At 64.5% G+C, this 12,049-nt stretch carries 12 protein-coding genes; 7 read left to right on the top strand and 5 right to left on the bottom strand.

The window, feature by feature from the left end; genetic code table 11:
- Positions 1 to 56: 56 nt before the first annotated feature.
- From AC1MGT_RS00320 to AC1MGT_RS00335, 4 genes are all read right to left on the bottom strand, one after another.
- On the bottom strand, positions 57 to 794 hold the full coding sequence (locus tag AC1MGT_RS00320; RefSeq protein ID WP_499502378.1) for an LrgB family protein: 738 nt from the start codon (positions 792 to 794) through the stop codon (positions 57 to 59).
- Positions 787 to 1,143: a CidA/LrgA family protein gene (locus AC1MGT_RS00325; RefSeq protein ID WP_499502379.1), complete on the bottom strand. Its 357-nt coding sequence runs from the start codon at positions 1,141 to 1,143 to the stop codon at positions 787 to 789. The genes AC1MGT_RS00320 and AC1MGT_RS00325 overlap by 8 nt, the downstream gene beginning before the upstream one ends.
- A 66-nt stretch (positions 1,144 to 1,209) precedes the next feature.
- Positions 1,210 to 2,319, bottom strand: coding sequence for a 4-hydroxyphenylpyruvate dioxygenase (gene hppD, locus AC1MGT_RS00330; protein WP_499502380.1), 1,110 nt, complete (start codon positions 2,317 to 2,319; stop codon positions 1,210 to 1,212).
- A 33-nt stretch (positions 2,320 to 2,352) separates the two neighbouring features.
- Complete coding sequence (locus tag AC1MGT_RS00335; protein ID WP_499502381.1) at positions 2,353 to 3,258, bottom strand: LysR family transcriptional regulator; 906 nt, start codon at positions 3,256 to 3,258, stop codon at positions 2,353 to 2,355.
- A 171-nt stretch (positions 3,259 to 3,429) separates the two neighbouring features.
- Between AC1MGT_RS00335 and hmgA the strand changes: the two genes are divergently transcribed.
- Positions 3,430 to 4,725 carry a homogentisate 1,2-dioxygenase gene (gene hmgA / locus AC1MGT_RS00340; RefSeq protein ID WP_499502382.1) on the top strand — a complete coding sequence of 432 codons (1,296 nt, stop codon included), beginning with the start codon at positions 3,430 to 3,432 and terminating at the stop codon, positions 4,723 to 4,725.
- Positions 4,726 to 4,742: 17 nt separating this feature from the next.
- Here the strand turns inward: hmgA and AC1MGT_RS00345 are convergent, their stop codons facing one another.
- Entirely contained in the window at positions 4,743 to 4,979 is a 237-nt protein-coding gene (locus AC1MGT_RS00345) for a hypothetical protein (RefSeq protein ID WP_499502384.1), read from the bottom strand.
- A 265-nt stretch (positions 4,980 to 5,244) separates the two neighbouring features.
- Between AC1MGT_RS00345 and AC1MGT_RS00350 the strand changes: the two genes are divergently transcribed.
- The 6 genes from AC1MGT_RS00350 (at position 5,245) to AC1MGT_RS00375 (ending at position 11,936) form a co-directional block, all read left to right on the top strand.
- Positions 5,245 to 6,570 (top strand): hemolysin family protein, encoded by a 1,326-nt coding sequence (locus AC1MGT_RS00350; RefSeq protein ID WP_499502386.1) that lies wholly within the window; start codon positions 5,245 to 5,247, stop codon positions 6,568 to 6,570.
- Positions 6,571 to 6,589: 19 nt separating this feature from the next.
- Complete coding sequence (locus AC1MGT_RS00355) at positions 6,590 to 7,408, top strand: TlpA family protein disulfide reductase (RefSeq protein ID WP_499502388.1); 819 nt, start codon at positions 6,590 to 6,592, stop codon at positions 7,406 to 7,408.
- Positions 7,409 to 7,450: 42 nt separating this feature from the next.
- Positions 7,451 to 8,152, top strand: a complete 702-nt coding sequence (locus AC1MGT_RS00360) for an MBL fold metallo-hydrolase (protein WP_499502389.1) — start codon at positions 7,451 to 7,453, stop codon at positions 8,150 to 8,152.
- Positions 8,153 to 8,474: 322 nt separating this feature from the next.
- On the top strand, positions 8,475 to 9,833 hold the full coding sequence (locus tag AC1MGT_RS00365; protein WP_499502390.1) for an amino acid permease: 1,359 nt from the start codon (positions 8,475 to 8,477) through the stop codon (positions 9,831 to 9,833).
- 164 nt (positions 9,834 to 9,997) lie between these two features.
- A complete protein-coding gene (locus tag AC1MGT_RS00370; protein ID WP_499502392.1) occupies positions 9,998 to 10,657 on the top strand; it encodes an outer membrane beta-barrel protein in 660 nt (219 codons plus the stop codon).
- Between the two features lie 250 nt (positions 10,658 to 10,907).
- Positions 10,908 to 11,936: a chemotaxis protein CheB gene (locus AC1MGT_RS00375; protein WP_499502394.1), complete on the top strand. Its 1,029-nt coding sequence runs from the start codon at positions 10,908 to 10,910 to the stop codon at positions 11,934 to 11,936.
- The last annotated feature ends 113 nt before the right edge of the window (positions 11,937 to 12,049 follow it).

A 12,049-nucleotide genomic window follows, 5' to 3' on the forward strand; every position in this document is an offset into this window, starting at 1 on the left:
GTTGGTCAAAACGTTAGCGTAATCGGTGCGCCGATTGTGCGGCGCAGCGCAGACCGTCAGCCTACCCAGCGCGTCACGAGCGGCACCAGCCAGGGAGCAAGCAGCGCCGTCAACGCGCCATTCAGCCCCATCGCCAGCCCAGCGAACGCCCCCATTTCAGGACTGAGCTGGAAAGCACGCGCCGTGCCGATCCCGTGCGCGGCCAGCCCCATAGCGAACCCGCGCGCCGCGTCCGAGCGCACGCGCAGCCCATGAAACAGCCAGGTCGAGAATATGGCGCCAAAGATGCCCGTGCCAATCACCAGCGCGGCGGTCAGGGAAGGCAGGCCGCCCAGCCGCTGGGCCACGGCCATCGCAATGGGCGACGTGACCGACTTGGGCGCGAGCGTCGCGATCAGCGCGGGCGTGGCGCCCAGCCACTGCGCCACGACGACCACCGAGACAATGGCCGTCACGCAGCCAGCGAACAACGCTGCCGTCAGCGGCAGCCAGTGCTGGCGCAGGCGCGGCAGCTGGCGCACCAGCGGCACGGCCAGCGCCACGGTCGCGGGGCCGAGCAGGAAGTGGACGAACTGCGCGCCAGCAAAATACCGCTCGTACGACATGCCGGACAGGCTCAGGATGCCCACCACGATGGCAATCGCGATGGCGACCGGGTTGGCGATTGGCGCGCCCTTGCACCAGGCGCCGATACGCTGCGCGGCCAGATAGGCGCACAGTGTCATGGTCAGCCCCAGCAGGGGCGAGGCCGCCAGATAGACCCAGAACTGATGCAGGCCGGCGAAATCAGGCATCGTGATCTTTCGTCGGTTCACCTTTCATGCCGCGCAGCAGCAGGCCCGTGACGGCCAGCGCCAGCAGCGTGCTGACGACAACCGATGCAATAATCGCCAGCCAGTGACCACTGCCGCTGGCGGCAGCTACCACGATGCCCACGCCGGCCGGAACGAACAGCAGCGACAGGTGGGCCAGCAGCGCATTGGCCGCCTGTTCGACCAGCAACTGCAACTTGGGAAAGACGATCAGCGCAGCTACCAGCAGCAGCATGCCAGCCACGGGGCCGGGCAGCGGCAGGCGCAGCACGAACACGAGGCCCTCCCCCAGGCATTGGAACAACAACAGGACCGCAAACGCCGCCAGCATGCTTTCTCCTTTACGCAAGACGGCGGCCAGGGGCCGCCGCAAACACGCAGGATAGCAAATTACCGATCAAGCGGCGGTGGTTGCCTCGCTGGCGGCGCCGAGAGCGCCGCGCTTGACCTGGTCGCGCTCGATCGACTCGAACAGCGCCTTGAAGTTGCCTTCGCCGAAGCCGTCGTCGCCCTTGCGCTGGATGAATTCGAAGAACACGGGGCCCAGTTGCGCCACGCCGAAAATCTGCACCAACAGGCGTGCCTTGCCGTCCGTGACCGTGCCATCGAGCAGCAGGCCGCGCACCTTGAGCTGCTCGGCATCTTCGCCGTGGCCCGGGATGCGCTCGTCAAGCATTTCGTAATACGTCTCGGGCGGCGCCGTCATCAGCGGCACGCCGGCCGCGCGCAGGCTGTCGACCGTGGCGATCAGGTCGTCGCTCAGCAGTGCGATGTGCTGGATGCCTTCGCCGTTGAACTGCATCAGGAATTCCTCGATCTGGCCACCGCCCGCCTTGCCTTCTTCGTTCAGCGGGATGCGAATCATGCCGTCCGGCGCCGTCATTGCCTTCGAGGTCAGGCCCGTGTACTCGCCCTTGATGTCGAAGTAGCGGATCTCGCGGAAGTTGAACAGCTTCTCGTAGAAGCCGGCCCAGTACGACATGCGGCCGCGGTACACATTGTGCGTCAGGTGATCGATGATCTTCAGGCCGTGGCCTTCCGGGTTGCGCGGCGCGCCATCGATGAACTTGAAGTCGATGTCATAGATCGATTTGCCGATGGTGTCGCCTTCGTCGAAGCGGTCGATCAGGTACAGCGGCGCGCCGCCGATGCCGCGGATCGCCGGCAGGCGCAGCTCCATCGGGCCGGTCGGGATCTCGACCGCCTGCGCGCCCAGTTCCAGCGCCCTGGCATAAGCCTTGTGCGCATCGCGCACGCGAAACGCCATGCCGCAGGCCGACGGGCCGTGCTCGGCCGCGAAGTAGGCGGCGTAGCTTTTCGGCTCGTTGTTGATGATGAAGTTGATGCCGCCCTGGCGATACAGCGCAACGTCCTTCGAGCGGTGCACGGCCACCTTGGTGAAGCCCAGCGCCTCGAAAACGGGTTCGAGCACGCCCGGGGTTGGCGAAGCGAACTCGACGAACTCGAAGCCCATCAGGCCCATGGGATTGTCAAACAGGTCTGCCATTGTCTCTTCCTTTTATTCGTCCTACGTTGACGGTCATTCCGCGAACACGTCGGCCAGCAAACCGCGCAACCACACATTGCCCGGATCCTGGTTGAAGCGGCGGTGCCAAAAAATATTCGTTTGCAGCGGCGGCAGATCCAGCGGCGGCGTTGCCCATTCAAGTGCGAACGGCAGGCCGGCCCGTTCGGCCAGTTTTTGCGGCACCGTCACCACCAGGTCGCTCGAGCTGACGATGTACGGCACCGCCGTAAAGTGCGGCACCCGAAAGCGCGTCGTCGGCGCGATCCCGGCCCGGGCCAGCACCGCGTTCACCCGGTCGTACGGGCTGTCGGCCGCATCCACCAGCAAGTGCTCGGCCGCCGCGAAGCGTGCCAGCGTCAGCGCGCCCTTGCCCAGTGGATGGCCCTTGCGGAACATCGTCACGAACGGCTGGCGAAACAAATGCCGCTGGTACAGCGCATCGGACACATCCTCGAACGGGCCCACCGCCAGGTCGACCCGCCCGCCTTCCATTTCTTCCTTCAGCGTCGCCGCGCCCACGCGCACCGAGCTGAGTTCCACGTGCGGCGCCACCTGCCGGCAGCGCTCGATCAGCGTCGGCATGAAGTACACCTCGCCGACATCGGTCATCGCCAGCACGAAGCGGCGGCTGCTCGTGCCCGGCTCGAACCGGCTGCGCTGGTTCAGCGCCAGCGCCACCTGCGCCATCGCCGCCCCGATCGGTTCGGCCATCTGCGTCGCCAGCGGTGTGGGCTGCATGCCACTTGCCGTGCGCACGAACAGCTCGTCGCCAAAGGCGCGCCGCAATCGTGCCAGCGCATTGCTGACCGCCGACTGGCTCAGGCCAAGGCGGCGGGCAGCACTGGAAATCTGGCGCTCCCGGTAGACTTCCTGGAACACGGACAGCAGGTTCAGGTCGATGGTGCGAGGTTCGATCATGGGTTTTCAAGGTTGCCGGCGCATTGTCCATGCGCGGTGGTAGTGGAGGCCAGCAGTATTCATGGAATCAATAGTCTACATTTTTCTATTCATCTCGTAAAACCGGGCGGATTATTCTAGAGTGGCGCCATCGACCAATCGCACCACACCACCAGTTTCAGGAGACACCGCATGGCCCACCCGTCAGGTTACCTGTCCGGCTTCGGCAACGAATTTGCCACCGAAGCCATGCCCGGCGCGCTGCCGCAGCATCGCAATTCGCCGCAGCAAGTGGCGTATGGCCTGTATGCGGAGCAGTTGTCCGGCACCGCATTCACCGCGCCGCGCAGTCATAACCGGCGCTCGTGGCTGTACCGGATCCGCCCGGCCGCCGTGCATGGCAGCTTCGTGCCGCTGGACGCCCCACGCCTGGTCAGCCGTTTCGACAATGCCGCGCCGCCGAATCAGTTGCGCTGGAGTCCGCTGCCGATGCCGACGACCCCGACCGACTTCATCGATGGCTGGGTGACGATGGCGGGCAATGGCTCGGCCGAGGCCATGACAGGCTGCGCCGTGCACCTGTACGCGGCCAACCAGTCGATGGACGGTCGCTACTTCTACAATGCCGACGCCGAACTGCTGATCGTGCCCCAGCTGGGGCGCCTGCGCATCGCCACCGAACTGGGCGTGCTGGACGTCGAGCCGCAGGAAATCGCCGTGATTCCACGCGGCGTGCGCTTCCAGGTGACGCTGCCCGATGGCGAAGCGCGCGGCTACCTGTGCGAAAACTTCGGCGCTCTGCTGCAACTGCCCGATATGGGACCAATCGGCTCGAACGGCCTGGCCAATCCGCGCGACTTTCTGACGCCGGTGGCGCAGTACGAAGATATCGAAGGCGATTTCGAGCTGGTCACCAAATTCGGCGGGCGGCTATGGCGGGCACCGATTGGCCATTCGCCGCTGGACGTGGTGGCGTGGCACGGCAACTACGCGCCCTATAAATACGACCTGCGCCACTTCAACGCCATTGGTTCGATCAGCTATGACCACCCGGACCCGTCGATCTTCCTCGTGCTGCAAGCGCCATCGGATACGCCGGGCGTCGACACGCTCGACTTCGTCATCTTCCCGCCGCGCTGGCTGGTGGCCGAAGACACGTTCCGGCCGCCCTGGTTCCACCGCAATGTGGCCAGCGAGTTCATGGGCTTGATTCATGGGGCCTACGACGCCAAGGCCGACGGCTTCGTGCCGGGCGGCTCCAGCGTGCACAACTGCATGAGCGGGCACGGCCCGGACGCCGCGACCTTCGACAAGGCCAGCAGCGCGGACACACGTCAACCGCACAAGGTGGGCGACACGATGGCATTCATGTTCGAAACGCGCAATGTGCTGGTGCCCACCGAGCAGGCGCTGGCGTCACCGCAATTGCAGGGGGATTATCAGGGGTGCTGGGCCGGCATTACCAAGCGCTTTCGCGCCACGCCTTGAGAGGCCCCCGCCTGTCGTCAGGGAATGGTCCAGTCCAGGCCAAGCTTGCGGACCAGTAACAGCGTCAGGTAGCCCAGCACCGCGAGCAGGACCACGAAGATGAGGACGACTTTGGCGACGCCCAGCACCAGCGTGCGCCGGTCCATGCCGTTCTTTTTCTTGCCCTGGTCATAGTGCCATTTGATGGCGAAAAACATGCCCGTGCCGAGCACGAGCGCTTTGAACGTGAAAAAAACGATCGGGAACCATTCCATTTTTTGGGTATTTCCAAGCTGTGAGTAAAGCCAGTGGCCGCCAGAGTGCGCCAGGGCAGTCTGTCAGGATACTCCTTAAGCGCGCTGTTCATACCCGGACAAAATGTCCCAGTCGGGACCGATGGCACGGTCGATCATACGAGTACCCCGCCATCGTCCATGCTGTCCCCCACGTTTTTGTCATTTATGCCATGATTCCGCCGTACGCCATTGTGGCGGACCCGGCCACGGCCCGGAATGCCCGGCCATAGGCCTTCTGCTAGTCATGTCAGATATATTGATCATCCTCGTTCTGATCCTGCTGAACGGGGTGTTCGCGATGAGCGAACTGGCGCTCGTCTCCGCAAAACGCATGCGCCTCGAACGGCGCGCGCAGGAAGGCAGCCGCGGGGCGCGCAGCGCCATCGCACTGGCCGACAACCCGAGCCATTTTCTTTCCACCGTCCAGGTCGGCATCACGCTGATCGGCATCTTCACCGGTGCATTCGGTGAAGCCTCGCTCGTCACGCGCCTGCAGCCGCAGATCGAAATGGTGGGCTTCCTGGCCCCCTACGCTTACGAAATCTCGCTGTTCATCGTGGTGCTGGCCATCACGTTCGTGTCGATCGTGCTGGGCGAACTGGTCCCGAAACGCATCGCGATGCGCCATCCCGAGACGATGGCAACCCTGATCGCCCCGCCGCTGTCGGCCCTGTCGCTGATCATGTCGCCGTTCGTCAAGGTGCTGTCGCTGACGACCGAAGCGATCGTGCGCCTGTTCGGCATCCACGACGCCAAAGAAGAAGCGCCGACCGAAGAAGACATCACCGGCATGTTCAAGGAAGGCACCGACGCCGGCCTGTTCGAAAAGACCGAATACGACATCGTCTCGCGCGCGCTGCGCCTGGACGACCGGCATCTAAAAGCGCTGATGACGCCGCGCGTCGACCTGATCATGATCGACCTGGACGCCGAGCGCCGCGACACGCTCGAACTGATCGCCTGCCATACCTACAGCCGCTTCCCGGTCTACCGTGGCGACCGCGCCCAGATCCTCGGCTTCGTGAAGGTACGCGACCTGCTGGCCCAGTCGGTACGCCACGGCTCGCTCGAGGCGGTCAATATCGAACATGCGGTGCAGGACGTGCTGTTCGTGCCCGAGACCGTGGGCGCGATGGTGCTGCTCGAACTGTTCAAGAAAAACCGGGCCGAGCTGGCGCTGATCGTCGACGAGTACGGCGACATCCAGGGCATGGTTACACTGTCGGATGTCATGAGCGCGCTGGTGGGCGACGTCACCGTGAATGGCGAAGAAACCGATCCCGACGCCGTCCAGCGCCAGGATGGCAGCTGGCTGCTCGATGGCGGCGTGGATCTGGACCGCTTCCGCGACGTCTTCAACACCACCGAGCGCTTCCCGGACGAAGAACTGGGCGCATACCACACGCTGGCCGGCTTCGTGCTGTACCAGTTCGGATATATCCCGAAAGCGTCCGAGTCGTTCGACTGGAATGGCTACCGTATCGAAGTGGTCGACATGGATGGCAACCGGATCGACAAGCTCCTGATCGAGCAACTCGCGCTGCCCGACCCGGCGCCGGCCGAAGAATGACCCAGGCGCGCTGAAGCAGATGGACGCCATCCGGCTGGGGCCGCTGTACCTTCCGATCGCGGTCGCCCTGTCGCTGGCGGCGGTGCTGGCGGCCGTGCTCGTCGCAGAATGGTTCCGGCGCCGGCGCGGCATCGATCCGGGCGGCGCGCTGTGGTACATGATCGTGGCCGGCTTCGTCTCGGCCCGTCTCGTGTTTGTCCTGAAGCACCATACAATCTACCTGGCCGCGCCGCCCAGCGTGTTCGACATCCGTGACGGCGGCTTTGAAACGGTCGCCGGCCTGATCGCGGCCTGCGTGGTCGGGGCCGAGCTGACGCGCCGCCGGGCGGCACTGCGGCGGCCCGTGCTGGCCTGCATGCTGGCCGGCTGCGCGGTCTGGTTTGGCGGCACGCTGCTGAACCAGGCACTGACGCCGGCCCACACGCCCATGCCGGACGTGATGGTGCGCCAGCTTGACGGCCGTGAAGTCGCGCTGCGCAGCTTCGCGAACCGCCCTGTCGTGCTGAACCTCTGGGCCACCTGGTGTCCGCCCTGCCGGCGCGAGATGCCGGCCCTGATGGCGGCGCAGGCCAACCACCCGGAGATCGCGTTCGTGCTGGTCAACCAGGGCGAATCCGCCGCCACCGTGGCAGCGTACTTCGAGCGCGAGCGTCTGCCGGTACCAGCGCAGTCGAGCATGATCGTGCTGGACCCGGGCAGCCAAGCCGCCGCGCGCCTTGGCGCGGCCGGCATGCCGACGACGCTGTTCTACGATGCGGCGGGCCGTCTGCGCACGCGCCACGTGGGTGAACTCTCGCCGGCGACACTGGCCGACAAGCTGGCCGCGATCCGGCCCTGAGCCACGTTTGTGGTACAACAGGGCGCTACCGAGGAACCCATCATGCAACTCAATCCCATCCAGCTGTTCGACGCCGAGTCGTCCACCTTCACCTACATCCTGGCCGCGCCCGGCGCTGTCGACGCGGCCATCATCGATCCCGTCGACCGCCATTTCGAACGCGACCTGGCGCATCTCGAACGCCTTGGGCTGCGCCTGACGCACGTGTTCGAAGCGCACGCGCATGCCGATCACGTCACGTCGGCCGGCCGCCTGCGGGCGCACACGGGCGCGAAAGCCTGCGCGCCGGGCGGCTGCGGCATCGCGCCGGCAGAAATCCAGCTGCAGGACGGCGACCGCATCGCGTTTGCCGACGGCGAAGAACTTGCGGTGATCCACACGCCGGGCCACACGGCCGGCAGCATGTGCTACCTGTGGCGCGGCAACCTGTTCAGCGGCGACACGCTGCTGATCGGCGGTTGTGGCCGCACCGACTTTCAGGGTGGCAGCGCGGGCGACCTGTACGACAGTGTCACCGGCAAGCTGTTCACGCTCGATCCCGCCACGCGGGTGTGGCCCGGCCACGACTACAAGGGCCAATCGGTCTCGACCATCGGCTGGGAACGCGCGCACAATGCCCGCCTTGCCGGCCGCTCCCGCCCTGACTTCATCGCACTGATGGCCGCGCTCGACCTGCCACGGCCCGGCCTGATGGATGTCGCGGTACCGGCCAACCGCAACCTGGGACTGAGGCACGGCGTGTAGTTGCCATCGGCAAAAAAAAAGCGCGGCCGAGGCCGCGCCTGTCGAACCGTCACCCGATGAGTGACAGTTCTTGCTTCGGTGCTTAGTAACGCCAGGTCTTCTTTTGCGCGACCGGACGCTTCATGACCTTGGTCTGAAACTGTTTCCACAGCAGGCCCGCCAGGGCCATCATGATCATCTTGCGCATGCTTGTCTCCAGTGAGTGTCGGCGAATTGCCATCACCACCAGCATAGCGTGACAAGCAAAACCGTGGCGCGAGTTTGCCACGCCCCGCCAATGCAGTAGAATCCCTGTCTTTATAGCAAGATCAAGAAACCGACGATGGACGACGGGCACCACCAACTCAAGCGCGGGCTCAAGAACCGCCACATCCAGCTGATCGCCCTGGGCGGCGCCATCGGCACCGGTCTGTTCCTCGGCATCGCCTCGACCATCCAGATGGCCGGCCCGTCGGTGCTGCTCGGGTATGCCATCGCCGGCGCGGTCGCCTTCCTGATCATGCGCCAATTGGGCGAGATGATCGTCGACGAACCGGTGGCCGGCTCATTCAGTCACTTCGCCGACAAGTATTGCGGGCGCTGGGCGGGCTTCGTGTCGGGCTGGAATTACTGGGTCATGTACATCCTCGTCAGCCTCGCGGAACTGACGGCGCTGGGCATCTATATGCAGTACTGGTTCCCGGAACTGCCGACCTGGGTCTCGGCACTGGGATTCTTCGTCCTTGTCAACCTGCTCAGCCTGTTGAACGTGAAGGCGTTCGGCGAGCTGGAATTCTGGTTTGCCGTCATCAAGGTGGCGGCCGTGGTCGGCATGATCGTGTTCGGCCTGTACCTGTTGATCGGCGGCGGGGCCGGCCCCGAGGCGGGCGTGTCCAATCTGTGGCGCCACGGCGGCTTCTTCCCCAATGGCGTGGGCGGCCTGGCCATGGCCATGGCGGTGATCATGTTTTCGTTCGGCGGGCTGGAGCTGATTGGCATCACCGCCGCCGAAGCGGACGACCCGTCGCGCACGATTCCGCGCGCGACCAATAACGCGCTGTACCGAATCCTGATCTTCTACATCGGCGCGCTGGCCGTGCTCCTGATGCTGTTCCCATGGCAGAAAGTCGTCACCGGCGGCAGCCCGTTCGTGCTGATCTTCGCCGCGCTCGACAACGGCTGGGTCGCCAACGTCCTGAACCTGGTCGTGCTGACGGCCGCGCTGTCGGTCTACAACGGCTGCGTGTATGCCAACAGCCGCATGCTGTTCGGCCTGGCCGCGCAAGGCAATGCGCCGCGCGCGCTGATGCGCACCAATGCGCGCGGCGTGCCGCTCAATGCGCTGGCCGTGTCGGCCGTGGCCACCGGTTCAGCGATCCTGATCAATTACTTTCTGCCGGAAGAAGCGCTCGGCATGGTGATGAGCCTGGCCGTCGCTGCGCTCGTCATCAACTGGGCGATGATTTCGTGGAGCCACCTGCGCTTCCGGCGCAGCAAGGACCACGCGGGCGAGACGACGCTGTTTCGCAGCCCGTGGTTCCCGCTGTCGAATTACGTATGCCTGGCGTTCGTCGCCATCCTGCTCGTGATCATGGCGATCACGCCGGGGCTGCGCATCTCGGTGATCCTGATCCCGATCTGGCTGGCGCTGCTGGGCCTGGGGTTCTGGCTGCGCGAGCGGCGCGCCGCGTTGAAGGGATAAGAAGGGGTTCGCTGTGCCCTCGAGGGCCCAGCAACGCCTGTTGTGCTTGCACAGGAAGCCCTCCCGATGACAGGGAGTGTGGCGAAACTGGTATTTACAGCGCGCAGAAAAACTGTACAGTGATTGGCTGCTCTCCCCAGTAGTTCCATCGCTAAAGGACTGCCATGAACCAGCCTTTCAAGACGCGCTACGTCACGTATCTCACCGCACTCCTGCTGCTGATCCCGTTATCAGCCGCCGCCCAGGACGAGGCAGGCTTCTACGCCAGCGCTTACGGGGGCGTCCCCGCCGCGCCATCCACAAGCTTTTCCGAGTTCCGTCCTACCGGTCCTGGTGTAGGCGGCACGGCCAAGTTTGGTGGCGGTCTTGGCTTTGGCGCCGCCGTGGGGCGTCGCTTCGGTAACGGGTGGGCCGTCGAACTGGCGTTGGACGAACGTGGCAATTATCTCAGGCGCGTCGGTGGTGTCGAAGTCGATGGCAACATCTTTTCGGAACTGGTCCTCTTGAACGCGTACTACCGCTTCCCGGCCCGGGGTGCGTTACGTCCGTTCATCGGCGCCGGCCTGGGCTACGTCGTCGCGCTCGATATCGACGTTGACCGCAACGGGTCGGAGCAGGAGTATTCACGCGAAGGCGGCGTGGCAGTACAAGCCATCGTGGGCGCCGAATACAGCCTGTCTCCCCGCTGGCGCCTGAGCGGCGATGCCCGTTGGAGCAGCGTCGACAGCGGCACATTCAAGGCATCTAGTGCCGGCAATATGCTGATCGGCAAGCCGAAATATCGACCTGCCTCGCTCAATTTCGGCGTCACCTATCTGTTCTAAGCGGCCTGAGGCAAGTCCGACCGCCTTTCAGCGGCCTGCTTCGCTCGATGAATTTGCTGCATAGCATTTAAGCACCACCTTCCCGCTTCAGCAGGTTGGCGCTTCTGGGCCTGGGGTTCTGGCTGCGCGAGCGGCGCAGCCGGGGCCTTGTTGCGCCCGGCGCTGGCTGAGGGGAACCCGGGGCCTACGCTGCGCCCCTCTGGTCGGCACTTCGGTACACTCGGCTGCATCTACGTAGCCAGGCGCAATTATGTCGAAAATTGTCCTTGTCGGAGGTTCAGCCGGTGCGGTCAGCGCGCTTCAGGTCATCCTTCGATCACTGCCCGAAGATTTTCCTGCGGCCATTCTCGTTGTGCTCCACAGCGGGCCGGAGAAGAGCGTCGTTCCCCACATCCTGAACGGGTGTTCGGCGCTGCACGTTCGCCATGCGGTGGATGGCGAACCGATCATCGCCGGGCGTGTGCTGATTGCACCGCCCGATGAGCATCTGACCGTCGTCATGAAAGACGGCACGGCCTGCGCGCGGCTCATACATGGCCCAAAGGAAAACCACTGTCGCCCGGCCATCGATACCCTGTTCCGGTCGGCCGCAGCGGCAGTTCGGGACAATGCCATAGGCGTCGTGCTGAGCGGTCATCTCGACGACGGCACGGTCGGCTTACAGGCAATCAAGGCCGGGGGCGGCCTGGCCATCGTACAAGACCCGATCGAAGCCGAGATCATGGATATGCCGGCCAGTGCGCTTGAGCATGCGGACATCGACCGGGTTCTGCGCGCGGCCGAGATCGGCCCCGCGCTGGTCAAACTGGCTGGCAGCCACGCCAGGCCAGCCGGCACGCTTCCACGCAGCCTCGCATCGAGCCTGCCCGAATGGATCGATATCGAGAATCGGATCGTTGGCAGAGCCAGCGATATGGAAGATATCGAAAAGATCGGCAAGCCCTCGTCGATGACGTGTCCGGAATGTGCCGGCGCCCTGTGGGAAGTCACGACCAACGCCCCCGTACGGTATCGTTGTCACACCGGCCATTCGTATACTGCGAGGGTGCTGCAGATGCTGCAGCACGACGTCGTTGAAAACGCCATCTGGGCTGCGGTCCGGGCGCTGCATGAGCAGGAACGCCTGTTTATCAGGCTCGGTGAAACAGAACGCGGGGCAGACCGTGCGGTACAGGCCGCCGAGTACGAGGCCAGGGCGGCCCGCGCCAGAGCGCATTCCAAGACGCTGCGAGAGGTGATTTCATTGTGCTCGCTGACCGGCAAGGGCGAGGACGCCTGACAGACAATGCCTGGCCTACAGAAAAAATGACCTTGACCTTGATGTTGTAACTCACCGCTGGATGGCCCCGCGTCATGGGGAATCGATCGATTGCCATGGCATGGCATGGCAAT

Source organism: Telluria sp. BA11 (assembly GCF_056680305.1).